The organism is Pseudonocardia abyssalis (genome assembly GCF_019263705.2).
GTDB lineage: Bacteria > Actinomycetota > Actinomycetes > Mycobacteriales > Pseudonocardiaceae > Pseudonocardia > Pseudonocardia abyssalis.
The window spans coordinates 5,428,010-5,454,572 of the sequence record NZ_JADQDK010000001.1 but is presented as its reverse complement, the minus strand read 5'-3'; the positions used below and the strand labels follow the sequence as shown (position 1 = coordinate 5,454,572).

General features: G+C 74.9%; 26 protein-coding genes. 10 read left to right on the top strand and 16 right to left on the bottom strand.

Going from position 1 to position 26,563, the window contains the following annotated elements; all coding sequences use genetic code 11:
* Positions 1–15 precede the first annotated feature (15 nt).
* Positions 16–1,128 carry a DUF418 domain-containing protein gene (locus I4I81_RS26815; RefSeq protein WP_226363590.1) on the bottom strand — a complete coding sequence of 371 codons (1,113 nt, stop codon included), beginning with the start codon at positions 1,126–1,128 and terminating at the stop codon, positions 16–18.
* Positions 1,121–1,708, bottom strand: a complete 588-nt coding sequence (locus I4I81_RS26810; protein ID WP_218602284.1) for a hypothetical protein — start codon at positions 1,706–1,708, stop codon at positions 1,121–1,123. The genes I4I81_RS26815 and I4I81_RS26810 overlap by 8 nt, the downstream gene beginning before the upstream one ends.
* Before the next feature lie 110 nt (positions 1,709–1,818).
* Here I4I81_RS26810 and I4I81_RS26805 point away from each other — a divergent pair, with 110 nt between their 5' ends.
* A complete protein-coding gene (locus I4I81_RS26805) occupies positions 1,819–2,985 on the top strand; it encodes a sensor histidine kinase (protein ID WP_218602285.1) in 1,167 nt (388 codons plus the stop codon).
* Positions 2,982–3,617: a response regulator transcription factor gene (locus tag I4I81_RS26800; protein ID WP_218602286.1), complete on the top strand. Its 636-nt coding sequence runs from the start codon at positions 2,982–2,984 to the stop codon at positions 3,615–3,617. Before I4I81_RS26805 ends, I4I81_RS26800 begins: the two co-directional genes overlap by 4 nt.
* Before the next feature lie 153 nt (positions 3,618–3,770).
* Here the strand turns inward: I4I81_RS26800 and I4I81_RS26795 are convergent, their stop codons facing one another.
* The 5 genes from I4I81_RS26795 to thiD form a co-directional block, all read right to left on the bottom strand.
* Positions 3,771–4,772 (bottom strand): serine/threonine-protein kinase, encoded by a 1,002-nt coding sequence (locus I4I81_RS26795; protein WP_218602287.1) that lies wholly within the window; start codon positions 4,770–4,772, stop codon positions 3,771–3,773.
* A 244-nt stretch (positions 4,773–5,016) separates the two neighbouring features.
* Positions 5,017–5,835 carry an FAD binding domain-containing protein gene (locus I4I81_RS26790; RefSeq protein WP_218616416.1) on the bottom strand — a complete coding sequence of 273 codons (819 nt, stop codon included), beginning with the start codon at positions 5,833–5,835 and terminating at the stop codon, positions 5,017–5,019.
* Positions 5,832–6,383, bottom strand: coding sequence for a (2Fe-2S)-binding protein (locus I4I81_RS26785; protein ID WP_275967489.1), 552 nt, complete (start codon positions 6,381–6,383; stop codon positions 5,832–5,834). Before I4I81_RS26785 ends, I4I81_RS26790 begins: the two co-directional genes overlap by 4 nt.
* Complete coding sequence (locus tag I4I81_RS26780) at positions 6,380–8,644, bottom strand: xanthine dehydrogenase family protein molybdopterin-binding subunit (protein WP_218605359.1); 2,265 nt, start codon at positions 8,642–8,644, stop codon at positions 6,380–6,382. Before I4I81_RS26780 ends, I4I81_RS26785 begins: the two co-directional genes overlap by 4 nt.
* A gap of 233 nt (positions 8,645–8,877) precedes the next feature.
* Complete coding sequence (thiD, locus tag I4I81_RS26775; protein WP_218605358.1) at positions 8,878–9,753, bottom strand: bifunctional hydroxymethylpyrimidine kinase/phosphomethylpyrimidine kinase; 876 nt, start codon at positions 9,751–9,753, stop codon at positions 8,878–8,880.
* 152 nt (positions 9,754–9,905) lie between these two features.
* On the opposite strand from thiD, the gene I4I81_RS26770 reads away from it, so the two are divergent.
* On the top strand, positions 9,906–10,343 hold the full coding sequence (locus I4I81_RS26770) for a nitroreductase family deazaflavin-dependent oxidoreductase (RefSeq protein WP_218605357.1): 438 nt from the start codon (positions 9,906–9,908) through the stop codon (positions 10,341–10,343).
* A 328-nt stretch (positions 10,344–10,671) separates the two neighbouring features.
* Here I4I81_RS26770 and I4I81_RS26760 read toward each other — a convergent pair whose 3' ends face one another.
* Both I4I81_RS26760 and I4I81_RS26755 read right to left on the bottom strand, forming a co-directional pair.
* A complete protein-coding gene (locus I4I81_RS26760; protein ID WP_218616415.1) occupies positions 10,672–12,360 on the bottom strand; it encodes an FtsX-like permease family protein in 1,689 nt (562 codons plus the stop codon).
* Positions 12,357–13,073, bottom strand: coding sequence for an ABC transporter ATP-binding protein (locus I4I81_RS26755; protein WP_218616414.1), 717 nt, complete (start codon positions 13,071–13,073; stop codon positions 12,357–12,359). The genes I4I81_RS26760 and I4I81_RS26755 overlap by 4 nt, the downstream gene beginning before the upstream one ends.
* Positions 13,074–13,642: 569 nt before the next feature.
* Between I4I81_RS26755 and I4I81_RS26750 the strand changes: the two genes are divergently transcribed.
* Positions 13,643–14,452, top strand: a complete 810-nt coding sequence (locus I4I81_RS26750; RefSeq protein WP_218605408.1) for a sensor histidine kinase — start codon at positions 13,643–13,645, stop codon at positions 14,450–14,452.
* Positions 14,449–15,084 (top strand): response regulator, encoded by a 636-nt coding sequence (locus I4I81_RS26745; protein WP_218605407.1) that lies wholly within the window; start codon positions 14,449–14,451, stop codon positions 15,082–15,084. Before I4I81_RS26750 ends, I4I81_RS26745 begins: the two co-directional genes overlap by 4 nt.
* Here I4I81_RS26745 and I4I81_RS26740 read toward each other — a convergent pair.
* Positions 15,081–15,653 carry a peptide deformylase gene (locus I4I81_RS26740; RefSeq protein WP_218605406.1) on the bottom strand — a complete coding sequence of 191 codons (573 nt, stop codon included), beginning with the start codon at positions 15,651–15,653 and terminating at the stop codon, positions 15,081–15,083. The two genes, I4I81_RS26745 and I4I81_RS26740, sit on opposite strands and share 4 nt — an antisense overlap.
* 140 nt (positions 15,654–15,793) lie before the next feature.
* Between I4I81_RS26740 and napA the strand changes: the two genes are divergently transcribed.
* Both napA and I4I81_RS26730 read left to right on the top strand, forming a co-directional pair.
* A complete protein-coding gene (gene napA, locus I4I81_RS26735; RefSeq protein WP_185721161.1) occupies positions 15,794–16,102 on the top strand; it encodes a nucleoid-associated protein NapA in 309 nt (102 codons plus the stop codon).
* Positions 16,103–16,150: 48 nt separating this feature from the next.
* Complete coding sequence (locus I4I81_RS26730; protein WP_218605405.1) at positions 16,151–16,855, top strand: LytR C-terminal domain-containing protein; 705 nt, start codon at positions 16,151–16,153, stop codon at positions 16,853–16,855.
* A gap of 3 nt (positions 16,856–16,858) precedes the next feature.
* Here the strand turns inward: I4I81_RS26730 and I4I81_RS26725 are convergent, their stop codons facing one another.
* The 4 genes from I4I81_RS26725 to moeA all read right to left on the bottom strand — a co-directional run bounded on the left by I4I81_RS26725 (position 16,859) and on the right by moeA (position 22,472).
* Positions 16,859–19,072, bottom strand: a complete 2,214-nt coding sequence (locus I4I81_RS26725) for an AAA family ATPase (protein WP_218616413.1) — start codon at positions 19,070–19,072, stop codon at positions 16,859–16,861.
* 89 nt (positions 19,073–19,161) lie between these two features.
* Entirely contained in the window at positions 19,162–20,175 is a 1,014-nt protein-coding gene (locus I4I81_RS26720) for a CDP-alcohol phosphatidyltransferase family protein (RefSeq protein ID WP_218616412.1), read from the bottom strand.
* A 3-nt stretch (positions 20,176–20,178) separates the two neighbouring features.
* Positions 20,179–20,892 carry a phosphatidylserine decarboxylase gene (locus tag I4I81_RS26715; protein WP_218606300.1) on the bottom strand — a complete coding sequence of 238 codons (714 nt, stop codon included), beginning with the start codon at positions 20,890–20,892 and terminating at the stop codon, positions 20,179–20,181.
* 359 nt (positions 20,893–21,251) lie between these two features.
* The gene (gene moeA, locus I4I81_RS26710; protein ID WP_218616411.1) at positions 21,252–22,472 is read right to left on the bottom strand and encodes a molybdopterin molybdotransferase MoeA; all 1,221 of its coding nucleotides are present in this window, start codon (positions 22,470–22,472) and stop codon (positions 21,252–21,254) included.
* A 184-nt stretch (positions 22,473–22,656) separates the two neighbouring features.
* On the opposite strand from moeA, the gene groL reads away from it, so the two are divergent.
* Positions 22,657–24,297: a chaperonin GroEL gene (groL, locus tag I4I81_RS26705; RefSeq protein WP_218604497.1), complete on the top strand. Its 1,641-nt coding sequence runs from the start codon at positions 22,657–22,659 to the stop codon at positions 24,295–24,297.
* Positions 24,298–24,393: 96 nt separating this feature from the next.
* Here the strand turns inward: groL and I4I81_RS26700 are convergent, their stop codons facing one another.
* The gene (locus I4I81_RS26700) at positions 24,394–24,672 is read right to left on the bottom strand and encodes a hypothetical protein (protein ID WP_218604498.1); all 279 of its coding nucleotides are present in this window, start codon (positions 24,670–24,672) and stop codon (positions 24,394–24,396) included.
* Between the two features lie 94 nt (positions 24,673–24,766).
* On the opposite strand from I4I81_RS26700, the gene I4I81_RS26695 reads away from it, so the two are divergent.
* The gene (locus I4I81_RS26695; protein ID WP_218604499.1) at positions 24,767–24,934 is read left to right on the top strand and encodes a hypothetical protein; all 168 of its coding nucleotides are present in this window, start codon (positions 24,767–24,769) and stop codon (positions 24,932–24,934) included.
* Between the two features lie 29 nt (positions 24,935–24,963).
* On the opposite strand, the gene I4I81_RS26690 is transcribed toward I4I81_RS26695, so the two are convergent.
* Complete coding sequence (locus I4I81_RS26690) at positions 24,964–25,899, bottom strand: helix-turn-helix transcriptional regulator (protein ID WP_218604500.1); 936 nt, start codon at positions 25,897–25,899, stop codon at positions 24,964–24,966.
* Positions 25,900–25,960: 61 nt separating this feature from the next.
* Between I4I81_RS26690 and I4I81_RS26685 the strand changes: the two genes are divergently transcribed.
* Positions 25,961–26,551 carry a TIGR03086 family metal-binding protein gene (locus I4I81_RS26685; protein WP_218604501.1) on the top strand — a complete coding sequence of 197 codons (591 nt, stop codon included), beginning with the start codon at positions 25,961–25,963 and terminating at the stop codon, positions 26,549–26,551.
* The last annotated feature ends 12 nt before the right edge of the window (positions 26,552–26,563 follow it).

The window sequence follows — 26,563 nt, the reverse complement described above, 5'->3', positions numbered from 1 at the left end:
CGGGCTCGTGCCCGATCAGGCCCGCACGTCGGAGCCACCGCGGTAGAGGTGGTGCGTGAGCAGCTCCACGGGGCCGCGGGGGAACCGCCGCAGCCACGCGGGTGCGGCCAGCAGCAGCACCAGCGAGATCCCGGCCCACAGCCCGACCACCCACCACGGCCGGGCGTCGGTGAAGCGGGTAGCGAGGCCGAGACCCCAGTCGAAGCACAGTGCCGCGGCGAGCGCGTTCTGCAGGACGTAGCACGACAGCGCCGTCCGCCCGACGGCCGCGAGCCCGCACCGCAGCACCCCGCCGCGCGTGCGGGCGACCAGTTCGGTGATCGCGCCGAGCAGCCCGAGCGCCACCAGCGGCGGCACGAGGTAGCGGTCGACGAGGACCCAGCCGGGCCCGGCGAGAGCCGTCAGGGCGTTGATCGGGACGCCGACGCCGAGCCCGGCCACCGCGAGCCGGCGCCGCAGCCGGGTGCCGCCCGCGTCGAACGCGCCCGCGCGCAGCAGCCGGGACCCGAGCAGGAACAGCACCGCCGCCGACGGGACGATCAGCAGCAGCTCCGCGCGGAACAGGGCGAACCCGGTCACCCGCTCCGCGACCTGCGCCGTCCAGCTCGCGGTGCTCCCCGCCGGGACCGGGACGCTCGCCGTCGTCGGCGGGGCCGTGACCAGCAGCGCGGTCACCCCGAGGAGCACCACCGCGAACACCGACCCGCTGCCCCACATCCAGGCGCGCACGACCCGGTCGCTGCGCCCGATCAGGTGCGCGACGAGCAGCGAGGTGATCGCATAGCCCATGAGCACGTCGAACTCGAAGACGAGCAGGTAGTGCAGCAACCCCTCGACGAACAGGATCGCGGCCCGCACCGGGTAGCGCCCCGGCCACGGGACGCCGCGGCGCACCGCGGACCCGTACTGGATCTCCAGCCCGACGCCGAACAGCAGCGTCAGCAGGGCGAGGAACTTGCCGTTCGACAGCGTGATCAGCGCGGTCCGGACGGCGTCGGTCGCGTCGACGCCGCCCTTCAGCAGCGCGGCCGGGCCACCGACGGCGGTGAACAGCCAGACGTTCGAGGCGAGCGTGCCGAGGATGGCGACGCCGCGCAGGACGTCGAGGGCCGGGATGCGGTCAGGCACGCGCCGGCTCCCGCGGCGGGGCCAGCGTCGTCCACCCCGGGCCGACGGCGAACCAGATCAGCACGACCGGGAGCAGCCGCGAGCCCCAGCCCCACATCGGGTCGGCGGGCCACGTCGTGGGGTCCGGGATCCCGGTGCCCGCGACGAGCGCCGTCGCCGCCAGCACGGCCAGCGCGATGCCCCAGCCGAGCAGCAGGCGGCCCCACCCGCGCCACTCGTGCACGACCTTCGCGGTGCCGTACCGCGGCGGACCGGCCGGGGCGGGGGCGCCGGCGAAGCGGTACGCGAACCGGCCGTCGACCCAGCGGACGACCGAGTGCCCGAACGCGACCGTGAAGCCGAGGTAGACGGCCGCCAGTCCGTGCGTCGCCCCGGGTGCGGAGCCGCCGGCCACGTCCAGCAGCGACGCCGACACCAGCACGACGTCGAGCACCGGCACGCCGACCAGCAGCACGGCGCTCAGCCGCCGCCTGCGCAGGACGTACCGCACGGCGAGCCCGCCGAGCAGGAACACCCAGAAGAACACCTCGCACGCGCCGATCAGGATGACCAGCGGGTTCTGCGACAGGAACTCGACCATGGCGACGAGCGTGCCGCCAGGAGGGGCCGTGGTCGTCGGGCGCGAGGAGCATCCCGGTGTACCTCCTTCGATCGACGCGCGTCGGCCGGACCCGTGGTGGGATGGGATCCGTGAGCGCCCGGGAGGTCTACGAGGACGTGCTGCGCGCCCTGCTGCTCCTGGCCATCGGCGTGGCCCTGCTGTTCGTCGTCCCCGACGCGGCGGTGCAGTGGGGCGGACCGCCGGGGTCGACGGGCGGGGCCGTCGGGGTGCTCGCGGTGGCCTGCTCCGGGGTCGTCCTACGTCGACGCCGTCCGGTGGCCGGGCTGCTCGTCACCACCGCGGCCCTGGTCGCGAGCCCGTTCGTCGTCGGCGCCACGCACACCGGGATGCTGCTCGCGTTCGGTGAGGTGCTCTACAGCGCGGTCCTGCACTCCTCGCGGCGGGCGAGCCGGTGGGTGTGCGCCGCCGCGGGTGCCGTGGTGGCGCTGCTGGCGCTGCGCAGCCTGCTCCTCGAGGACGCCGCCGCGGCCGTCCGCACCCTCATGAGCCTGGGGCTGCTGCTCGCGGTCCCGGTGTGGTGGGCGCAGGAGGTGCGCCAGCACCGGGAGCGCGCCGACGCCGAGCACGACCGCGCCGAGCAGGAACGCCGGATGGCCGAGCTGGACCGCGCCGCCGCCGTCACCGCCGAGCGCAACCGGATGGCCCGTGACCTGCACGACGTCATCGCCGGGCAGCTCTCGGCCATCGCGCTCCAGTCGGAGGCGGCGCTGACCGTGCCCGGTGCCGACCCGGAGACCCTGCGCCGCGTGCTGGCCCAGGTCCGCCGGGGCAGCGTCGCGTCGCTGGCGGAGATGCGCACGATGATCGGCCTGCTGCGCGCCGACGGTGCCGACGAGCCCCGCACGGCCCCGGCCGGGCTCGACCGCGTCGAGGCGCTCCTCGACGCCGGACGCGCGTCGGGCCTGCGGGTCGACCTCGACGACCGCCGCCCGCCTGGTGACCTCCCGGCCGCGGTCGACCTGGCCGCGTACCGGATCGTGCAGGAGTCGCTGACCAACGCGGCCAAGCACGCCCCCGGCAGCACGGTGCGGGTCGTCCTGCGCCAGGAGGGCGGCGAGCTGCGGGTCGAGGTGGCCAACGACCTGGTCGACGGCGCCCCCGACGGCGGCGGCACGGGCACCGGCCTGCTCGGGCTCACCGAGCGCGCCGCGGCCGTCGGAGGGCGGGTCGTCGCCGGTCCGGGCGACCGGGCGTGGACGGTGCGGGCGGCCCTGCCGACCGCGGTGCCGCGATGACCGTCCGGGTTGTCGTCGCCGACGACCAGGCCGCGATCCGCACCGGCCTGGTGATGATCCTCGACTCGGCCCCGGACGTGCAGGTCGTCGCGGAGGTGGGAGACGGCCTCTCCGCCGTCCGTGCGGCCGGCGAGCTGCGCCCCGACCTCGTGCTCATGGACATCCGGATGCCCGGCATCGACGGGATCGAGGCGACGCGGCGGCTCGCCGACACGTGCCCGGTGCTCGTCCTCACCACGTTCGACCTGGACGACTACGTCGACGGAGCGCTGGCCGCGGGCGCCGCCGGGTTCCTGCTGAAGTCGGTGTCGGCCCCGCAGTTGCTCGACGCCGTGCGCGCGGTGGCCCGCGGTGACGGGGTACTCGCCCCGGAGGTGACCCGCCGCGTGCTGGCCCGCCTCGCCGCCCCGGCCCGCGCCGTCGCACCACCGGCCGGGCTCGCCGACCTCACCCCCCGCGAGACCGACGTGCTCACCTGCCTGGGGCGCGGCCTGTCCAACGCCGAGATCGCCGGCGCACTGGCGATCACCGAGGCCACGACGAAGACCCACGTGTCCCGCGTGCTCGCGAAACTCGGGGTGCGCTCACGCGTGCAGGCGGCGATCGCGGCACAGGAGGCAGGCCTGTCCTGACGGGGGCACACCCGGTCCGACGCAGCCCGGTCCGACGCAGCCCGGTCCGACGCAGCCCGGTCCGACGCAGCCCGGTCCGACGCAGCCCGCCGATCAGGGCGTCGATGTCGCTCCGGTGACCCACTGACGACGTCTGGACCTTGACCGGCGGGGTCAGCGTTCACCGGCCGCAGGGACCACCGCAGGAGAGGCGACGACGGGGGCCGGGTCCGTCGGGCCGAGCAGCAGGGCCGTTCCCCCGGCCGCGGCCAGGACCAGAGCGGTGGCGGCGAGCGGCACGACCCCCCGACGCCGACCGGAGCTGCGCCGGTGGCGCCCGCCGCCCCCGACGGACGGGACGGCGTGGATCGGGGTCACGGCGAGCGCCGCAGCGACGGCGGCGGCCGTGGGTCGAGCGGCCGGGTCGTCCTCGGTCATCGCGATCAGTACGCCACCGAGATCGTTCGGGAGCCCGTCGGGGACGTGCGGGCGGCGGTGCAGGCGGGCGGTCGCCGACTCCGCGGCACGGCCGGGGTACTCCCGGCGCCCGGTCAGCGCCTCCAGCAGCACCAGGCCGAGCGCGTAGACGTCGGCGGGCGGTCCGACCCGCTCCCCGCGCGCCTGCTCGGGCGCGAGGAACGCTGCGGTGCCGACGATCATCCCGGTCTCGGTGGCCGCGGCGCCGTCGAGGGCCTTCGCGATGCCGAAGTCGGCCAGGTGGGCGTGGGTGCCGTCGCCGAGCAGCACGTTGGCCGGCTTCACGTCCCGGTGCACGATGCCGCCGTCGTGGACATGGGCGAGTGCGTCGGCCAGTTCCGCGCCGAGGCGGCGGACCTGCTCGGGCGGCAGCGGGGCGAGCCCGATCTGCTCGGCGAGCGTGGGGCCCTCCACGAGGTCGGTGACGACGAACGGGCGCCCGGACTCGGTGCCACCGTCGCGCAGGCCCACGAGGCCGGGATGGTCCAGGCGCGACAGCGCGTCCATCTCCCGGCGCTGCTGGCGACGGTCGTGCAGCGTTCCCCCGGGGTGGAACAGCTTCACCGCGACCCGGACGCCGTCGTGCAGGTCGCGTCCGCGGCGCACCACGGCCGAGGACCCGATCCCGATGACCGGCCCGAGCCGGTAGCGGCCTGCGACGAGCCGGCCCTCGGGTACCGCACCCTCGTCGTCGATCACACCGCTCACGTTCCCCCGTTCGCGACGTTTCATGCGCGACCGACACGGATCGTGTCCGCGGGTCCCGCGCAACACGCCCGCGAGTCGCTGTTCCCGGACCCGCGAGTCGCTGGAAACACGCCCGCGAGTCGCCGGACCCGAGCCCGTGAGTCGTGCCGTTCCCGCCCTCGGGCCGTCGTGACCCGGACCGATCACGACGACTCGGGGGCGGAGAAACAGCGACTCGCGGGGTGGGGTGGGTCGGTCAGGCTCCGGCGGCGGCCGTCGTCAGGGCCCGCTTGGTCAGCACGCGGGCGAGGTGGCGGCGGTAGTCGGCCGTGGCCGTCAGGTCCGCCGTCGGCTCGGTGCCCTCGGCGGCCAGCGCCGCGGCGTCGGCGATCGACGCCCCGCCGGCCAGCGCGGCCTCGGTGGCCGTCGCCCGCAGCGGGGTCGGGCCCATGTTGACCAGCCCCACCCGCCCGTCGACGGCGGCGACCGCGACGATCGCCCAGTCGTTGGCCCGGCGGGTGAACTTCTCGTACGCCCAGCCCGCGGAGCCGGTGCGCGGCACGCGGATCTCGGTGATCAGCTCGTCGGCCTCCTTCACCGAGGAGAACATCCCGGTGTAGAACTCCGTGATCGGCACCGAGCGCTCACCGCGCGGCCCGCGCAGAACGACCGTGCCGCCGAGCGTGAGGACGGCCGCCGGCAGGTCCGACGCCGGGTCGGCGTGCGCCAGCGACCCGCCGAGCGTGCCGCGGTGACGGATCTGCGGGTCGCCGACGGTGCGGGCGACGGCCGCCAGCAGCGGGACCTCCGCCAGCACGACCTCCGACGACTCGACGGTGCGGTGCTTGGTGCCCGCCCCGATCGCGACCTCGTCGCCGTCGACGCGCACGTAGTTCAGCTCGGTGAGCCGGCCGATGTCGATCACCAGCTCGGGGGCGGCCAGGCGCAGCTTCATGACGGGCAGGATCGAATGCCCGCCGGCCAGCACGGTGGCCTCGTCGCCGTGCTCGGCGAGCAGCGCGAGCGCGCCGTCGAGGGTGTCCGGACGCTCATAGGCGAAACCGACGGGGATCATGCGCCACTCCCGGTGGAGAAGCCGGGCGCGACCTCGACGCCACCGGAGGGCGCCTCCTCGGCGTGCCCCCCGGCGGTGAGCGCGTCGGGGTCCTGGCCGCTCGCGGCCAGCACCGCCCGGACGATGTTGTGGTAGCCGGTGCACCGGCAGAGGTTGCCCTCCAGGCCCTCGCGGACCTCGCGCTCGGTGGGCTTCGGGTTCTCGGCCAGCAGGCTGACCGTGGCCATCACCATTCCGGGCGTGCAGAACCCGCACTGGAGGCCGTGCTCCTCGCGGAACGCGGCGGCCACGGGGTGCAGGTCGTCGGCGGTGGGCGAGAGGCCCTCCATCGTCTGCACGGAGGCCTCGTCGGCCTGCACCGCGAGCATGGTGCAGGACTTCACCGACTCCCCGTCGACGAGCACGGTGCACGCGCCGCAGGAGGTGGTGTCGCACCCGACGTTGGTGGCCTTGAGCCCGAGGGTGTCGCGCAGGTAGTGGGCGAGCAGCAACCGCGGCTCGACGTCGGCGCTGGTGTCGGCGCCGTTCACCGTCATCTGGACCTTCACTTGGCGCCCTCCTGGGCAGCGGCGTTGATGGCCTCCCAGACCCGCAGGGGGCTGGTCGGCATGTCGATGTGGCGGACGCCCAGGTGGGACACGGCGTCGACCACCGCGCTCTGCACGGCGGGCGTGGCACCGATGGTGCCCGCCTCGCCGATGCCCTTGGCGCCCAGCGGGTTGATGTGCGTCGGCGTGGCCATGTCGAGCAGCGTGAAGCTGGGCAGCTCGGCCGCGGACGGGAACGCGTAGTCGGCGAACGTGGCCGTCAGCGGGTTGCCGTCGGCGTCGTAGACGACCTCCTCGAGCAGGGCCTGCGAGATGCCCTGCGCGATGCCGCCGTGGCGCTGCCCCTCGCACAGCAGGGGGTTGAGGACGGGGCCGGCGTCGTCGACGGTGATGATCTTGTCGACCACCGCCTTGCCGGACTCCACGTCGACCTCGACGACGGCGACGTGCGCGCCGAACGGGAACGTGGGCGCGCCGCTGTCGAAGTTGGAGTCGACCTGCAGCCGCTCCTTCTCCGCCAGCGCCGCGAGCGTGACGCCCTTGTCGGTGCCGCGGACGTTGACCGAGCCGTCGACGACCTCGAGGTCGTCGACGTTGGCCTCGAGCAGGTCGGCCGCGCGCTGCTTGGCCAGCTCGACGAGCTCGCCCGCCGCCTGGTAGACGGCGACACCGCCGGTCTGCAGGCTGCGCGAGCCCATCGTGCCGCTGCCGCGGGGGATGAGGTCGGTGTCGCCGTGCAGGACGGTGATCTTGTCGATGCCGATGCCGAGGTGCTCGCTGGCGAGCATCGCCCACGCCGTGGCGTGGCCCTGCCCGTGCGGCGAGGTGCCGGTGAGCACGGTGACGGTGCCGTCGGGGTGGACCTCGACGGAGGCGTCCTCGCTGAACGCGCCGCCGCCGGTGATCTCGACGAACACCGAGACACCGATGCCGAGCTGCACGACCTCGCCGGCGTCGCGGCGGCGCTTCTGCTCGGCGCGCAGCTCGCTGTAGCCCGCGGCCTCGAGGACCTTGTCGAGCGCCTTCTCGTACTCGCCGCTGTCGTAGGGCGCACCGCCCTTGGTGGTGAGCGGGAACTGCTCGGGCTGCAGCAGGTTGCGCCGGCGGACCTCGGCCGGGTCCATGCCGATCTCGGCCGCGAACATGTCCATCGAGCGCTCGATGGCCGCGGTGGCCTCGGGGCGCCCGGCACCGCGGTAGGCCGCGGTCGACGTGGTGGTGGTGACCAGCACCCGGGCCCGCGACTCGACCTTCGGGATGTCGTAGACGCCCGGGGCCATCATCCGCGTGAACATCGGCAGGACGGCGCCCAGGCGCGGGTACGCGCCCGCGTCGGCGAGCACGTCGAGGCGGTAGGCGAGCACCTTGCCGTCGCGGTTGCCGCCGATGGTGACCGTCTGCAGCTGCGCGCGGCCCTGGACCATCCCGGTCATGTTCTCCGAGCGGGTCTCGTTCCAGCGCACGGGACGGCCGGTGTGCCTGGCGAACCACGAGACGAGCGCGAACTCGGGGTCGGCGCCGATCTTCGCGCCGAAGCCGCCGCCCACGTCGGGGGTGATCACGTGCACCTGGTCGGCCTCGACGCCGAGCCAGCCGGCGACCTCGGCCTTCGCGCCCTGCGCGGCCTGGGTGGAGCACCAGAGCGTGAGCCGCCCGTCCTCGCCCCAGACGGCGCTCGCGGCGCGGGTCTCCAGCGACGCCGCGGCGAGGCGCTGGTTCACGATCTCCTTCGTGACGACGACCTCGCAGTCGTCGAACAGGTGCTCGTCGAACTCGTCCTTCAGCCCGAAGCCGTTGGAGGTGTTGGTGCCGACCTCCTCGAACAGCAGCACCTCGTCGGATGCCGCTGCCTTGAGGTCGATGACCGCCGGCAGCGGGTCGTAGTCGATCTCCACGAGGTCGGCGGCGTCCTGGCCCTGGTAGGCCTCCTCGGTGAGGACGGCCACGACCGGCTCCCCGACGAAGCGGACCTTGTCGGTCGGCAGCCAGGACCGGACCATGCCCTTGTTCGCGCCGCCGAACAGCAGCGCGGGCTCCAGGTCGATCTCCGCGCCGGTGATCACCGCGACGACGCCGGGGGCCGAACGGGCCTCCTCGACGTCGATGGAGGTGATGCGCGCGTGCGCGAGCGGGGACCGGACGAGCGTCAGGTGCAGCGCACCGGTGAGCCGTTCGTCGGTCAGGTCGTCGGTGTAGGTGGCACCCCGCGAGAGGAAGAGGGGGTCCTCTCGGCGGACCACGCGCGTGCCCATGATGCTCATTCGGGCGACACTAGCCGGGCGTCGCGCGGCACGCGCGCGCCAGTCCTGTTGTGCACGACCCTTTACGGAGGGTGTCCGGGAGATGCGGCGGTACCCCGGCCGGAACCGCCGCACCTGCGGCCAGGTGGCGTGTCACGGGCAGGTGCACCCGGCCGCCGTCCACGCGCTGCGCCGGCCGCACCCGGACGGGTTCTGCGGTCGGCGGCTGCATCCCGCCCTCTCGGCCCGCCGCGTCAGGAGCTCCCGCGTCGAATGTCCCGGGCGTCGGACTCCCACCAGGGCCGGACCGCCCACAGCGGCGACACCGGGCCGTGCCCGGCGCCGAGCGGGTACGCGTGCCGGACGGCCTCGGTGATGTAGCGCTTGCCGAACGCGACGGCCGCGGGTACGTCGAGCCCGCGCGCGAGTCCGGACGCGATCGCCGAGGCCATGTTGTCGCCACCGCCGTGGGTGTGGCCGGTGTCGAAGCGGGGGCCGGGCAGCTCGGTGAAGGTGTGCCCGTCGTAGAACAGGTCGACGCACTCGTCGGTGTCCTCGGCCAGGTGCCCGCCCTTGACCAGCACGTACCGCGGTCCGAGTGCGTGCAGCGTCTTCGCCGCGTCGTACTGGCCCGCGCGGTCGTGGACGTCGACGCCGACCAGCAGGCGCACCTCGTCGAGGTTGGGGGTGACGAGGGTGGCGCGCGGGAACAGCAGCGTGCGGAACGCGTCGAGGGCGTCGTCGGCGAGCAGGGGGTCGCCGTGCATCGACGCGGCCACCGGGTCGACGACGAACGGGGTGCGTCCGTCGGCCCCGATCCCGGCGCGGTCGCACGCCGCCGCGACGGCCTCGATCGTGGCCCGCCCGGCCAGCATCCCGGTCTTCGCGGCGTCGAGCCCGATGTCGGTCGCGACGGTCTCGATCTGCGCCGCGACCGTCTCCGGCGGCAGCACGTGCACCCCGCTGACGCCGAGCGTGTTCTGGACCGTCACCGCCGTGACGGCGACGCAGCCGTGCACCCCGCAGGCCGCCATCGCGCGCAGGTCGGCCGCGACCCCCGCGCCGCCGCCCGAGTCGGTGCCGGCGATCGTCAGCACGCGGGGCGGGGTGGTGCCCACGGTCGGTTCCATGTCCGTACCTCCTGCAGCCGGCATTACCCGGTCTGGTTCGACGGTCGGCGGCGCTGCGAACCCGCCCTCTCAGCCCGCTGCGCGCGAGCTCCCGTGTGATCCCGACCGTAACCCGCCCGGCGTGCCTCGGGGAAGGCGTGTTCGATGGGGGTATGCCGCTTGAAGGAGAATACGAGCTCAGCCCCGAGGGCTGGGTCCGCGACCAGACCGAGAAGATCCTCGAGACCGGGACCACGGAGAGCGTCGACATCAAGGGCCGGCCCGTCATCCTGCTGACGACCCGGGGCGTGAAGTCGGGGAAGCTCCGCAAGGTGCCGCTCATGCGCGTGGAGCACGACGGCGAGTACGCGATCGTCGCGTCGCTGGGCGGGGCACCCAAGCACCCCGTCTGGTACCACAACGTGAAGGCCGAGCCGCACGTCGAGCTGCAGGACGGCCGGGTGACCAAGGACTACGACGCCACGGAGATCACCGGCGAGGAGAAGGCCGTGTGGTGGGAGCGCGGCGTCGCGACCTTCGCCGACTACGCCGACTACCAGGCGAAGACCGACCGCGAGATCCCGGTCTTCAAGCTGACCGAGCGCGCCTGACCGCGTGCGGTGGGTGCCACGCTCGTCCCGACGAGGGCGGTCGGAGACGATCCAGCCGTGGCCCCCACCGCACCCCCCGTCGCCAGTCGCGTCGTCGCCGTGGGGCCCACTCCCCGGGGTCCGTGCCCACCGACCGCGTCCACGAGCGCGGTGAGCACGCCGACGCCGGCATCCCGCACTACTGGATCGTCGACGTCACCGAGCCGGTCTCCCTGCGCGCCTGCCACCTCGCCGGCGGGTTCGGCTACGGCGACGGCGGGGCGGTGACCGGCACGTCCCCGGCCACCGCACCCATCCCGTCGAGATCGATCTCGACGGGCTCCGCCGGTCAGTCCTCCCGCGCCGACTCCGTCGTCACCGACCGCAGCAGCGGACGCGACGCCGCCGACGCCCCCGCGACGAGCAGTACCCCCAGCACGACGACGACGCCGAGCAGCAGCAGACCCGACGGGGCGAACGCGTCCGACGCCACGGCGAACGGCGACGCGCAGACCAGCCCCATCGCCAGCCCGATCCCGCCGAGCACCAGCAGCGGTCGGACCGTCTCCGCGCGCCGGGCCGCGTCGAGCACGGCCAGCGGGGTTCCGGCCAGGCGCAGCAGCCGCAGCGGGCGGCGGTGATCGAGGATCCGGGCCGCCGCGGTCGTACCGGTGGCCGTCGCCGCGATGACGAACGTGCCGACGAGCACGACCAGGGTGCCACGCTGCAGGTCCTGCGCGAGGACGAGGTCCGCGCCCGTCGCCTCCCCGCCGAGCGAGGAGGTCAGAGGGGCCAGGAACCCCGCCACGAACACCGCCAGGGTGAGCCCGGCGAGCGGACGGAAGGCGCCCTTCGGGTCGTCGAGCAGCCGGCGCCCGGCGAGCAGCGTCCCCGCGGACCGGGCCGAGCGCACCATCCCCGCGCCGAGCAGCCGCACCACCAGCGGCCCGACCAGCGACACCGTCCCGAACAGGATCAGGACCCCGATCCCGAACACCAGCCCGGTGATGTTCGCGGGCCCGGCGTCGCGCACGGTGTTGACGATCCCGAACGCGACGAGGCCCGCGACCACCCCGAGCAGCCTCAGCAGCCGCACCCCGCCCGCCCCCTGGCGTCGGACCACCCCGAGCGGCCCGACGACGACCTGCCGCATCCCGCCGACCGCCGCCCCCGCCGCCAGCAGCGCGACCCCGGCGACGACGGCGAGCAGCGTCGGCGGGGCCGGGCGGACGTCGTCGGCGAACCACCGGCCGCCGCCGAGCTCGATCCACGCCACCGCGGGGGCGGCCAGCCAGTACAGCGCGACGCCCAGCGCCGCGGCCGCCGCCGCGACGGCGACGACCTCGGTGACGGCGGCGACCGTCACCTGCCGGGTCGACGCCCCGAGCAGCCGCAGCAGGGCGAGCCGTTCCGTGCGGCGCGCGGCCGTGAGCCGGGCCGACGCCCCGAGCAGGCTCGCCACCGGGAACACCAGCAGGGCCGCCGCCACGTAGGTGAGCTGGCGGTAGACCTCGATGATCCCGAAGTCCCCGGTCGGGCCGAAGCCTGCGAGCGGGACGAGGTCCGGGGCGTCGGTGGGCACCCCGACCACCGCGACCAGCTCGTCGGGCCCGCGGAGTCCGGCGTCGGCGATCGTCCCGGTCGGCACGAGGCCGTCGACCGGTCGCTGCGCGAGCAGATCCGCGAGTGCGGGCGACACCAGCACCTCCCCCGGCGCGGGCACGTGCACGAGGCCGGGCGGCGGGGCCTGGCCGGGCACGGTACCGGCCAGGTCGACGATCTCCGTGCTCCGCCCCGCCACGACCTCGGCGCGGGTCGCGGCCAGCGCCACCGGCGACCCGGCGGGTTCCCGCTGCGCCAGGTCGGTGCGCCAGCCCGTGCGCTCGTCGCGGGCGTCCCAGCCGTGCACCCCGCCGAGCGCGAGCGCCAGCAGCATCGTCCCGACCGCCACCCCGGCGCCGACCAGCCCGGCCGACAGCGCCGCCCGCCGCCCCCCGAGCCGTAGCAGCCGCAGCGACAGCCGCGCGACGCCGATCACCGGACCACCCGCTCGTCGGCGGCGAGCCACCCGACGGGCGGCGCGGCATCGACCGGCACAGGGCGACCGTCGCGCAGCACCACCGTGCGATGGCAGCGGGCCGCCACCTCCGCGTCGTGGGTGACGACGACGAGCGCGGTGCCGGTGCGCGTCACCAGGTCGCGCAGCAGCGCCATGATCCGCTCACCGGTGGCGGAGTCGAGGGCGCCGGTGGGCTCGTCCGCGAACACCACCTCCGGCGAGGTGACGAGCGCCCGCGCGATCGCGACGCGCTGCTCCTGCCCCCCGGAGAGCTGGCCGGGCCGCCGCTGCTCGAGCCCGTCGAGCCCGAGCGGCCGGAACCACGCCGCCGCCCGCGCGACGGCCTCGCCGCGGCGCATCCCGCCCAGCATCAGCGGCAGCGCCACGTTCTCCACCGCGGGCAGCTCCGGCAGCAGCTGACCGAACTGGAACACGAACCCCAGCCGGGCCCCGCGCAGCGCGGTGCGCCGCGACTCCGACCACCCGTCGATCCGGTCCGGTCCCAGCCACACCTCCCCCTCGGCGGGCCGCAGGATCCCGGCCAGGCAGTGCAGCAGCGTCGACTTCCCCGACCCCGACGGCCCCGTCACCGCGACGGTCTCGCCCGGGTGCACCGCGATGTCGACGTCGTGCAGCACCGTCGTGGCGCCGAACCGGTGGGTGAGGCGCACCCCGCGCAGGACCGGGTTCATCCGCGGTCCCCGACGTTCTCGAGCCACGGCAGCGCCGCCATCACCAGGAGCAGGAGCACGCCCGCCGTCCATGCCGCGGTGCCCAGCACCGTCGTGATCAGATCCATGACCGGGACGATGCCGCGCGGCGGGGCCCCGCCACCTCGGTCGACGGACCGAGTCCCCGTCCGGGTGCTCGTACTTCCGGACGAGGGTCCGGCGCCGGCGCCGGACCTAGGCTGCGTCCGTGATCCGACTGCTCCGCGGGGTCCGGCGGCACTCCGGGCTCACCGCCGAGATCCTCGGCTACCTGTTCTGGTACCTCGTCGACGTCGTGCTCCTGGTCTCCGGCGGATCGCGGTTCAACCTGGTGGGAGGGCTCGTCGTCCCGCTGATCGTGCTGTGGCGCCGCCGCGGGGATGTGGCGCTGGTCCCGGTCGCGGCGGTCGCGCTGGGTGCCTCGATCGTCCTGACGACGATCACGGCCGGGGCGGGCGCACCGGCCGCCACCGACATCTCCTTCGCCGAGCAGCTCGCGCTGGCCGTCCTCGTGATCGCGGTGCTCCGCAGGGCCCCCCCTGCGACCCGCGGTGCTCCTCACTGCGGTCGCCGCGCTGGCGATCGTCGGGTCGGCGCTGCTGCGCACCCCGGAGGGGGCGGCCCCGTCCCTCTCCGTGCTCTCCGCGCTGGGTTGGGGCGGCGCGGTGGGGATCGGGCTGCTCGTGCGCGACACCGAGACCCGTCGCCGCGCGGCGCTGGAGGAGGTCCGGTCCGCCGAGCGGATGGAGCTGGCCCGCGACCTGCACGACGTCGTCGCCCACCACGTCACCGGCATCATCGTGGCCGCGCAGGCCGCCTCCGTCGTGGCCCGCAGCTCCCCCGACGACGTCGACCGCGCCCTCGCCGCGATCGAGACCGCCGGCGTCGACGCGATGGCGGCGATGCGCGCGATGGTCGGCGTGCTGCGCGGCCAGGACGCGGAGGGTGCGCGCACGCCCGGTGCCGAGCTGGCCGGGCTGCCGTCGCTGGTGTCGCGGTTCGACCCCGACGGGGAGGTGGTGCGGCTCGCCGGCGACCCCGGGCTGGTGCACGCCGTCCTGCCCGCCGGGGTGGCCGCCACCGGCTACCGGGTCGTCCAGGAGGCTCTGACCAACGTCCGGCGGCACGCTCCGGACGCCGCGGCCGTGGAGGTCGATCTCCGGTTGCGTGCGGAGGCACTGCTCGTGTCGGTGCGCAACGACGGGGTGCCGTCCACGCTGCCCGCACCCGGGCCGCGCGGGTTCGGGCTGGTCGGGATGGCCGAGCGGGTCACCGCGCTGGGCGGCGACCTGACCGCGGGCCCGGCCGGGCCGGGCCTGTGGACCGTGTCGGCCCGGATCCCGCTGGTGGTGCGCCGGTGATCCGCGTCCTGCTCGCCGACGACCAGGAGATGGTCCGCACCGGGTTCCGGCTGATCCTCTCCGCCGAGGACGGCATCGAGGTCGTCGGCGAGGCGGGCACCGGCGTCGACGCCGTGGCGCGCTCCAGGGACCTGCGCCCCGACGTCGTGCTGATGGACATCCGCATGCCCGAGCTCGACGGGCTGGAGGCCACCCGCCTGCTCACCGCCGACGCCGAGCCGCCGCGGATCGTCGTCGTGACCACCTTCGACCTCGACGAGTACGTCTACGGCGCCCTGCGCGCCGGTGCGTGCGGGTTCCTGCTCAAGGACGCCGGGCCGCGGCTGCTGGTGGAGGCGGTGCGCGCGGCCGCCGCGGGCGAGGCCCTGGTCTCCCCCGCGGTCACGGTGCGCCTGCTGGAGCACTTCGCCGAGCCGACGCGCCCCGCATCCGTCGACGGGGTGCTGTCCCCGCGCGAGCTCGACGTCGTGCGCTCGGTGGCCCGCGGGCGCACCAACGCGGAGATCGCGGCGGAGCTGTTCGTCTCGCTCTCCACCGTCAAGACGCACCTGACGAACGTCCAGCACAAGCTCGACGCCCGGAACCGCACGGAGATCGCCGTCTGGGCCTGGGAGCACGGCCAGGTGCGCTAGACGTCCTCGGCGAGCTGGGTCGACGGGTCCCACGCGAGCCCGGGGACGCCCCAGCCGAGCCTGCGCAGCGTCTTCTTCGCCGCACGGGCGTTGCGCCCGACGAGCCGGTCGACGTAGATCACACCGTCGAGGTGGTCGACCTCGTGCTGCAGGCAGCGGGCGAGGAACCCGTGCCCCTCGACCTCGACCGGCGCGCCGTCCACGTCGACCCCCGTGACCTTCGCCCACTCCGCGCGGCCCGTCGGGAACGCCTCACCCGGCACCGAGAGGCAGCCCTCCTCGTCGTCGTCGGGGTCGGGCATGCCCTCCGGCCGGGGCGTGGTCTCCAGCACCGGGTTGACGACGACGCCGCGCACGCGCGAACGGGTGACCTCGTCCGGGCAGTCGTAGACGAACACCCGCAGGTCGACGCCGACCTGGTTGGCCGCGAGACCCACCCCCTCGGCGGCGGCCATCGTGTCGAACATGTCCGCGACCAGCACCTTCAGCTCGTCGTCGAACGCCTCGACGGGTCGCGTGGGGGTGTGCAGGACGGGATCACCGATGATGCGGATCGGTCGGACGGCCACGGGTCCGGAGCCTACGACGTACCGGATCGTCACCCGTCGGGCGGCGCGTCCCTGCCCCGGTCCTGTCGGTCCCCCGTGGTTGAATGGCCGCCGTGAATGACACGCGTGTCATTCAGTTGAGCGAGGCCGCGAGGAGCGTGATGGAGTCCGCCACCGAAGCCAGTGGGGCATCCGCCACAGGCAGCAGCACCGCCCGTGTCCTGGACCGCCGGGAGCGGGAGATCCTCGCCTTCGAGGGCCAGTGGTGGAAGTACGCGGGGGCCAAGGAACAGGCGATCCGCGAGCTGTTCGACATGTCCGCCACACGCTACTACCAGGTGCTGAACGCGCTCGTCGACAAGCCGGAGGCACTCGCCGCCGATCCGCTGCTCGTCAAGCGGCTGCGCAGGCTCCGGCAGAGTCGGCAACGCACCCGTGCGGCGCGTCGGCTGGGCATCGAGCCCTGGTAGGGACACCATGATCCTCCGTACGACCTGACCTGACATCGGAGGACGCTCGTGACCGCACCCGCCCCGTCCGGGGGACCGTCGCCCCTGCGGATCGGCGGTCTCGCCCTGCTCGGGGTGGGCGCCGTCGCCGGCATCATCGGCATCGCCACGCTGGCCACCGGCGGCGGCGACAGCGGTTCGAGTGCCGCCCCGGCCACGAGCGTCAGCGCCGCCCCCGGCAACGGCTTCACCCCCACCGACGGCGTCACGCCCCCCGGCGGGGTGGCCCCCACCGACGGTGCGACCGGTGGCGAGGGCGGCGTTCCCGTGCCCTCGTTCGGTCCGGAACCCACGGGCGGGATCGCGGCGCCCGGTGAGGGCGCGGACGGGACCGGCGGCACGGGCACCGGTGGCACCGGGTCCGGCACGGGCACCGGAGCAGGCGGCGGGACCGGCAGCGGCGTCGGGTCCGGCGGTGGCGCCGAGAGCGTCCGCATGCCGCTGCGCGTCTACAACAACAGCACGATCCCGGGGCTCGCGGCCCGCGGCGCGGCCGACTTCGAGGCGGCGGGCTGGACCGTCACCGACACCGGCGGCTACAACGGCCTCATCCCGACCTCCACGGTCTACTACCGCGAGGGCACCGCGGAGCGCGACGCCGCCGAGTTCCTGGGCACCGCCTTCGGCCTGCGCGTCGAGCCGCGCTTCGACGGCATCCAGGACTCCACCGCGGGCGTCGTCATCATCCTGACCCGCGACTACCAGGGCGCCTGACGCTCACCCGCGGCGCTCGGCGTACGCGGCGAGCTCCGCGAGCTGCACCGGGTCGAGCGACGCGGGCACGGCGGCCCGGGCCGCCGCGATGTGCGCCGCCGTCACCTCCGCGGCCTCGCGGGACTCCCGCATCGCGGTGAGCGCGGCCTCGCGCAGCACCGCGGCGCAGTCGGCCGCGGAGTAGCCGTCCAGGTCGGCCCCGAGCGCATCGAGGTCGACATCGTCGGCGAGCGGCGTGTTGCGCCCCGCGGCGCGCAGGATGTCGGCGCGCGCCTCGGCGTCCGGCGGCGGCACGTAGATCAGGCGCTCGAGGCGGCCCGGTCGCAGCAGCGCGGGATCGATCAGGTCGGGCCGGTTCGTCGCGCCGACGACCACGACGTCGCGTAGCGGCTCCGCACCGTCCAGCTCGGTGAGCAGCGCGGCCACGACGCGGTCGGCCACCCCGGAGTCGGTGGACCCGCCACGGCGCGGGGCCAGCGCGTCGATCTCGTCGAGGAAGACCAGCGCGGGCGCGGCGTCCGCGGCCCGGCGGAACAGCTCGCGCACCGCCCGCTCCGACTCCCCCACGTACTTGTCCAGAAGCTCCGCCCCCTTCACGGCGATGACGTTGAGCTGTCCGGTGCCCGCGAGCGCGCGCAGCAGGAACGTCTTGCCGCAGCCGGGCGGGCCGTAGACGAGCACTCCGCGCGGCGGGGCGACACCGAGCCGCGCGAACGAGTCGGGGTACTGCAGCGGCCACAGCACCGCCTCGGTCAGCGCCTGCTTGACCTCGACCATGTCGCCGACCTGATCGAGGGTGATCCCGCCGGTCTGCAGCGTCGCCGAGGACGACATGGAGATCGGCCGGACGGAGCCGACGGCGTCGAGCAGGTCCTGCTGGCCGATGTCGTCCCCGCCGCGCAGGGCTGCGCGCACGGCGGCCTCGCGGCGCAGCGCGACGAGGTCGGCGACGACGAACCCGGGCGTCCGCTCGGCCACCGCCTTCAGGTCGACGCCGTCGGCCACGGGCACCGCGGCGAGGAGGCGGCGCAGCAGTTCGGTGCGGACGCGCAGGTCGGGCAGGGCGAGACCCAGCTCGCGATCGGCGAGATCGGGGGCGCGCAGCCGCGGATCGACGGCCTCGGGGGCCGACGTCGTGGCGACCAGCACCAGCCCGGGGACGGAGAGGGTCTCGCGGAGCGCGTCGAGGACCAGCGTCGAGAGCGGCGGCGGAGCGGCCACCGGGAGCAGCGCCTCGACGTCGGTGACGAGCAGGAGCACGCGCTCCCCGGCCCGCGCCGCCGTGCGCGCCGCGGCCAGGACGTCGTGCACGCGCTGGGAGGCGTCGGCCGTGGCCACCACCGCGGGCCCGGCGAGCTCGACGCATCGCGCGCCGACCGCGGAGGCGACGCTCCGCACGAGTGTCGTCTTGCCGACGCCCTCCGGCCCCACGACGAGCACGCCGAGCCGCGCCGACCCGCCGAGCCGGGCGAGGAGCTCGGGGCGGTCCAGGCTCAGCTCCAGCCACTCCGCGAGGCGACGCGCGGCGTCGGTGTTGCCGATCAGGTCCTCGACGGACAGGGCGGGGGTCGGGGCGGCGGGCGCCATGTCGGCGACTCGGGGGCGGGAGACCGGCGACTCGCGGAGGGGGAGGGAGGGAGTCGCGGGGGTGGGTGCGTCCGCGGTCGACGGGCCGTCGTGCCAGCCGACGACGCTGCTCGGGTGCACGGTGACCGCCCCGGCCGGTTCCACCGCCGCCACCGTCAGCAGCTCCGTGGTCCACGCCCCGCCCAACGCCCCCGCGATGCGCTGCCGGGCGAGCGACGGGTCCAGCCCGGGGGCGGGTTCGAGGTCCTGCGGGAGCAGCGACACGGCGTCGCCGCCGGTCACGATCTTGCCGAGCAGTGCCAGCCGCAGCGTCTCCGGCGACACCGACGCCCTGGCCAACCGCGACCCGGTCAGCTGCACTCGCCGCGCGGGCTCGACCCCCGCCGCGGCCACGACGACCGCGGCCCCGTCGGACAGGCCGGCGTTCGACAGCGTCACGTCGTCGAGGGTGGCCTGCCCCGGCGGCCCGTCCCCCGGTGCGGCGAGTGCGGTCGTCACGCGGGCGCCGGTGAGCGTCACGGCGTCCCAGGAGCGCAGGCCGAGCGCGTCGAGCACTTCGGGATGCAGCCGCACGACCCCCCGCCGGGCATCGGCGGCGGACGCGGCGAGCCGGGCGACGAGCGTGATCACGACCCCACGCTATCCACCCCGCCGAGTGTGCCGCTCACGTACGACGGCAAACTCGCCGGGCGGGGACGGCGAACTCGCCGGGGCGGGCGTCAGCGGCGACGGGCCCGGCGCAGGCCCAGGCGGTTGCGGTCGGGCGGGGGCGCGGCCGGGCCCGGTCCGGGGGCGCGGCGCTGCGGCGGACCGTCGTCGCCCAGGCGCCGGACGGCCCCCGCGACGGCACCGCGGGCGCGGCCGGCCACCTCGCTGGCCCGGCCCGCGACGCGGCGGCGCAGCGGCGGACGCAGCCCCAGCCGCCGGGCCGACCGCGCGGCGCGGACCACGGCGCGGCGCTCACGACCGGGCACGTCCCACGCCTCCGGGTGCCGGGACAACCAACGGTGGCGGTGGACCGTGTACGGCAGCGCGCAGAGGTAGAGCACACCGATCGCGGCCAGGGTCAGGAACGGGGCGGTCACCAGCACCGCGGCCAGCAGCCCGACGAGCACCAGCAGCGGCGCGATCAGCCGCGGCGCGACCCGCACGGTCTTGAACGACAGCGTCGGCAGCCTGCTCACCATCAGCCCAGCCGCGACCAGCATCCACACCCCGACGACGACCGGGGCCGACCACCATCCCTCGCCCAGCTGCAGCGAGGTGAACAACGGGATCCCGGCCACGAGCGCCGCGGCGGGCGCGGGCACCCCGACGAAGAACTCCTTGGTGAACGGGTACGCGTCCTCCTCGTCGAGAAGCGTGTTGAACCGCGCGAGCCGCAGCGCCATGCACACGGTGAACGTCAGCGCGACGACCCAGCCGAACCGGCCCTCGCCGCCGATCTGCCACGACTGGAGCTGCCAGACGTAGAGGACGAGCGCGGGCGACACCCCGAAGGACACGAGGTCGGCGAGCGAGTCGAGCTCCGCGCCGATCCGGGTGCTGGCGTCGAGGAGCCGGGCCAGGCGCCCGTCGAGCGCGTCGCAGAGCGCGGCGACCCCGACGGCGAGCACCGCCATGTCGAACCGCTCGCCGAGCGCGAAGTAGACCGCCGACAGCCCGGCGCTCAGCGCGATGACCGTGACGGCGTTGGGCAGCAGCCGGACGCCCGCGGGATAGGGGGCGGGCACCGGTCAGGCCCCCGCCGGCAGAGCGGCCAGCACGGTCTCGCCGCCGACGGTCCGCTGCCCCACCGCCACCTCGACGACGCTGCCGGGCGGGAGGTAGGTGTCCACGCGGGAGCCGAAGCGGATCAGGCCGTAGGTCTCCCCCGCCGCGACCTCGTCGCCGGGGGCCACCTCGCAGACGATCCGGCGCGCCAGCAGCCCCGCGATCTGGACGACACCGACGCGCGCGCCGCCGGTGCTCTCCAGCAGCACGGAGTTGCGCTCGTTGTCCTCGCTGGCCTTGTCGAGATCGGCGGAGAGGAACACGCCGGGGGTGTACTCGACGGCGAGCACCCGCCCGTCGACGGGCATGCGCTGGGTGTGGACGTCGAGCACCGACAGGAAGACGCTGACGCGGGGAACGACCTCGGCCGACAGCCCCAGCTCCGGCGGGGGGAGCACCTCGGACACGGTGGCGACGGTGCCGTCGGCCGCGGCCAGCACGACCCCGGTCCGCGGCGGCGGCACGCGGTGCGGGTTGCGGAAGAACGCGGCGGTGGCGGCGGTGGCCAGCAGCCCCGTGGCGGTGCCGCGACCGGACAGGGCCCGGACGACCCCCGACACGAGTGCGACGGCCGCGACGAGCGGGCGTCCGCCGGGGTGCATGGGTGGGATCGCCTCACGCACGAGACCGGCGACGTGGCGCGGGGAGAAGCCGGCGGGGGTGTCGGGGTCGGACATGGGGTGCGTTCTCGGCTCCTCCGGCGAGGGGTGACCCGCAGAGGGGGTCACAGTGGCCGCGGCTACGGTACGCGACCGTCGGGACACAAAAGGGCCGGGGCCGTCATCCCCCGAGACGACGACCCCGGCCGTGGAACCGCTCGTCCGCTCCCCAGCGACGGGCGGTAGGTCCTTTGCGACGAGCCCTGGTTACCCGGGCCTGCGGAAAGTATCCCTGAGCGTGCGATCGATCGTCCAGATCGCGGAGAGAGGAAGCCCGCGATGTGCACCGATCGGCCGAACGTTCACCGGTATGACGTCCCCGGCCCGCCGAATGTTGCATCCATCGACTGTGACTTGCCTCACACAAAGTGCGCCACTCACCCGTCCAACAACCAGACCTCGACCGGCGAACCCGCCGGGAGGTCGGTCACGTCGGCCGGGACGGACACCAGACACTCCGCCCTGGCGAGCGCGGCGAGGAGGTGCGAGGCCGGGTTCCCCACCTCCGCCACGGTCCCGCGCACCGCGTCGACGGCCCCACGACGGAACTGCCGGCGCCCCGAGGGGGACGTCCAGTGCTCACCCAGCGTGGCGGTGACGACCGGCCGCTCCGGGTGCGGATGGCCCATCGCGGCCCGCAGCGCCGGGCGGAGGAACACCTCGAACGACACCTGCGAGCTGACCGGGTTGCCGGGCAGCGTCACGACGGCCACCCCACCGAGCGCGTCGACCCGGCCCGCCCCCTGCGGACCGCCCGGCTGCATCCCGACCTTGACGAACTCGACCCCGCGCCCGGTGAACGCGTCCTTGACGACCTCGTAGGCCCCGGCGCTGACCCCACCCGAGGTGACCACCAGGTCGACGCCCTCGATCCGCTCCGCCAGCCGACCCAGGAACTCCTCGACGTCGTCGGGCACGAACCGCAGCAGCTCCGCGACCCCGCCCGCCTCCTCGACCGCCGCCGCCAGCATCGGGCCGTTGGACTCGTAGATCTGGCCCGGACGCAGCGGCGTACCGGGCGCCACCAGCTCCGACCCGGTGGACAGCACGAGCACCACCGGGCGGCGGCGCACCGGGAGCTCGGCCAGCCCGACGGCCGCCGCGATCCCGATCTGCGCGGCCTGCAGCACGGTGCCGGCGTCGATGACGACCCGACCCTCCACCACGTCCTCGCCGATCCGGCGGACGTGCACGCCGACCTCGGGCGCGTGCCGCAGCGACACCCGCTCCGTGCCGCCGTCGGTGAACTCCACCTGCACGATCGCGTCCGCCCCCGCGGGCATCGGGGCCCCGGTCATGATCCGCGCGGCCGTGCCCGGCTCCAGCGCGGGGACGTCGGTGCGCCCGGCCGGGATGTCGGTGGCCACCGGCAGCACGACGGGCGCGTCCTCCGACGCCCCGGCCAGCTCGGCGGCCCGGACCGCGTAGCCGTCCATCGCGGAGTTCTCGAACGACGGGAGGGAGACCCCCGCCACGACGTCCTCGGCCAGCACCCGGCCGCGGGCCTGGGCCAGTGGCACCACCTCGGTGGGCTGGGCGGGGACGAGGGCCGCGACGACGGCCCGGTGCTCTTCCACGGAACGGATCACGGCACGCATCCTCCCCCACCGCGGTGTCTTGCACTCGGCATACCCGAGTGCTAGAACCGCGTTGGCACTCGGCACGGTAGAGTGCCAATCAGTCGGGCCGGCGAGATCGGCGCAGGGTTGCCGGTCGTCCGTCGCGGGCGCCAGGTTCGACACAGTGACTTTTCGGTCATCCCAAACGGAGGACTACACACCCATGGCGAAGATGATCGCTTTCGACGAGGAGGCGCGCCGCGGGCTCGAGCGCGGCATGAACGTCCTCGCCGACGCCGTTCGCGTGACGCTCGGCCCGCGTGGCCGCAACGTCGTGCTGGAGAAGAAGTGGGGCGCTCCCACCATCACCAACGATGGTGTGTCGATCGCCAAGGAGATCGAGCTCGAGGACCCCTGGGAGAAGATCGGGGCCGAGCTCGTCAAGGAAGTTGCCAAGAAGACCGACGACATCGCGGGTGACGGCACCACCACCGCCACCGTGCTGGCGCAGGCGCTCGTCCGCGAGGGTCTCCGCAACGTCGCCGCCGGCGCCAACCCGATGGCCCTCAAGCGCGGCATCGAGAAGGCCGTCGACGCCGTCTCGCAGCAGCTGCTGAAGACCGCCAAGGAGGTCGAGACCAAGGAGCAGATCGCCGCCACGGCGTCCATCTCCGCGGCCGACGCCTCCATCGGCGAGCTCATCGCCGAGGCGATGGACAAGGTCGGCAAGGAAGGCGTCATCACGGTCGAGGAGAGCCAGACCTTCGGTCTGGAGCTCGAGCTCACCGAGGGCATGCGGTTCGACAAGGGCTACATCTCGCCCTACTTCGTCACCGACGCCGAGCGCATGGAGGCCGAGCTGGAGGACCCCTACATCCTCCTGGTCTCCTCCAAGATCTCCACCGTGAAGGACCTGCTCCCGCTGCTGGAGAAGGTCATGCAGGGCGGCAAGCCGCTCGCGATCATCGCGGAGGACGTCGAGGGCGAGGCCCTGGCCACGCTCGTCGTCAACAAGATCCGGGGCACCTTCAAGTCCGTCGCCGTCAAGGCGCCGGGCTTCGGTGACCGCCGCGAGGCCATGCTGGCCGACATCGCCATCCTCACCGGTGGCGAGGTCATCTCGGAGAAGGTCGGTCTCAAGCTCGAGAACGCCGACCTCTCGCTCCTGGGTACCGCCCGCAAGGTCGTCGTCTCCAAGGACGAGACCACCATCGTCGACGGTGCCGGCGACGCCGAGCAGATCGCCGGCCGGGTCTCCCAGATCCGCAACGAGATCGACAAGACCGACTCGGACTACGACCGCGAGAAGCTGCAGGAGCGCCTGGCCAAGCTGGCCGGCGGTGTTGCGGTCATCAAGGCCGGAGCCGCGACCGAGGTCGAGCTCAAGGAGCGCAAGCACCGCATCGAGGACGCCGTTCGCAACGCGAAGGCGGCCGTCGAGGAGGGCATCGTCGCCGGTGGCGGCGTGGCGCTCATCCAGGCCGGTGCGGGCCTGTTCGAGGGCCTCGGTCTCGACGGTGACGAGGCCACCGGCGCGAACATCGTCAAGGTCGCGCTGGAGGCTCCGCTCAAGCAGATCGCCATCAACGCCGGCCTCGAGGGCGGCGTCGTGGCGGAGAAGGTCCGTGGCCTGCAGGCCGGTTGGGGCCTCAACGCGGCGACCGGTGAGTACGTCGACCTGATCGCGGCCGGGATCATCGACCCCGCCAAGGTCACGCGCTCGGCGCTGCAGAACGCGGCGTCCATCGCCGCGCTCTTCCTCACCACCGAGGCCGTCATCGCCGACAAGCCGGAGAAGGCCCCGGCCGGCGGCGGGGGCGACCCCACCGGTGGCATGGGCGGCATGGGCGGCATGGACTTCTGAGTCCCGCCTCCCCGCACGTCGCACGACCGCACGTCCCGCAGGGGCGGCACCCGATCCCGGGTGCCGCCCCTGCGGCGTTGCGACCCGGCGTCGTGGTCACGGCCCGAACTGCGCCTGGAAGACCGCCATCGGCAGCAGGTAGCCCGAGACGCTGACCAGCACCCGGACGAACAGCGCGTCGGCGTCCGGCGCGCGGCCGCCCCACACGCGGACGGCCACCGGAACCGCGAACGTGGCCAGGCAGCTGGCGAGCACCAGCACCGCCCCGCGCGCGGAGCCGTCGGCCGCCGCGAGGACCGTCACCCCGAACGCCGCCGCCAGCACGGCACCGGCGGAACTGGCCTGCACGGCCCGGGCGTGCGCTGCACTGCTCATGCGGGGAACGGTAGGTGTCCCGGCCTCCCCGCACCTCCGTACGATTACTCGTCGGTAACCGGCGTTCCCGCCGGACTTGGGGCACTGTCGGGGTGTGGGAGAACTCTGGTTCGTGCTCGCCGCGGTCTGCATCGCGGCCGGGCTGGCGCTGCTGTGGTACGACCGCCGTGGGCGGTCGCGGCCCACACCCCCGGCTCCGACCGTCGAGCCCGGCCCCGACGAGCCGGGCGCCCTGTTCCGGGACGACGGCCCCCGGTCATGATCGCCCCGCGCCGACGACGACCGGCACCCTCACGGTCGGTCGTACGGTCGGGCCGTCGCCCGCGCCCGCTCCGCCAGCGCGCGGCGCAGATCCGGCGGGGACAGCACCTCCGCGTCGGGCGACAGCGACCACAGGACCCCCATTGCGTGGTCCCGGTCGCCGAACCGGACGTCGAGCACGAGGTGGTGGCCGTCGCGTTCCTCCGCGTCGACCGGGAGGTTCGACGGCAGCGCGCCGCGCCGGGCCGCCGGGATCCGGATCCGCACGGGCAGGGTCGCCAGACCCTCCCGGAAGCGGGTGCGCCGGGCCTCCCACAGCGCCGCGACGTCGACGTCGCCCGCCGTCGCGGCGGGCTCGTCGAGCACCTCCGCCGCGCCGGCGCGGGAGAGCCGGTAGGTGCGGTCGGCGCCGTCGCGGGTGCCGAGGAGATACCACTGCCCACCCGCGTCGACGAGCCCGAGCGGGTCGACGGTGCGCCACCGCGGCTCCTCGTCGCGCGCGGCGTAGAGCAGGCGCACGCGGCGCGCGGAGAACACCGCCTCCTGGACGGTGCGCAGGACACCGCCGTCGTCGGACGCCCGGTCGTTCAGCATCCGTTCCGGGCGCTGCACGACCCGGCCCGCCGCCCGGGTCGCGGTGTCGCGCTGGGCGTCCGGCAACGCCGCGACGACCTTGCGCATCGCCGAGGCCAGCGCGGGTGACGGCGTGCGGGCCCCGGCGACCAGCAGGGCCCGCGCCTCGTCGTGGGTGAGGCCGGTCAGGTCGGTGGTGTAGCCCGGCAGCAGCGCGAAGCCACCGGTGCGGCCGCGCTCGGCGTAGACCGGGACGCCCGCGACGGACAGGGCGTCGATGTCGCGCAGCACCGTGCGCGTGGAGACCTCCAGCTCTCGGGCCAGCGCCGCGGCCGACATCCGGCCGCGGTGGCGCAGCAGCAGGATCAGCGAGAGGAGCCGGTCGGCACGCATCCGTCGAGAATGGCACGGATACACGACAGAAGGTGTCGTGATTGCGCGCGAGGCTCCTCCCATGACCACCGCAGCGATCACCGACCCCCGCCCCTACTACGCACAGGCGCTCGCCTGGGTCCGGGACCTCATGGCCGCCGTCCCGGCCGACCGGCTCGACGACCCGACCCCCTGCTCCGCGTACGACGTCCGGGCGCTGCTCGGGCACCTCGTCGCCACCGTCGGGCGCGCCCGCGTCATCGGCGAGGGCGGCGACCCCGGTACCGAGCCCGTCGTCGTCACCGGCGTGCCCGACGACGGATGGGCCGACGCGTACGCCGCGGCGGCGGAGCGGATGTGGCCCGTGTGGCGGGCGGCCGGCATGCTGGACCGCGAGGTCGTCGCCCCGTGGGGCACCGCGCCCGGCCGCACCGCGGTGTGGGCGTACCTCAACGAGACGCTCGTGCACGGCTGGGACCTGGCCGTCGCCACCGGGCAGCCCGCGGAGTTCGCCGATCCGGCGGTCGCGGAGCAGGTGCTCGCCGCCGTGGCGGACCTCATCCCGGCCGGGACGCGCGGTGGCCCGGTACCGTTCGCCGCGGTCGTCGCGTCCCGGCCGGACGCGGGTCCGACCGAGCGGCTCGCCAATTGGTCCGGGCGCGGCAGGGGCTGAGGACCGGACCGG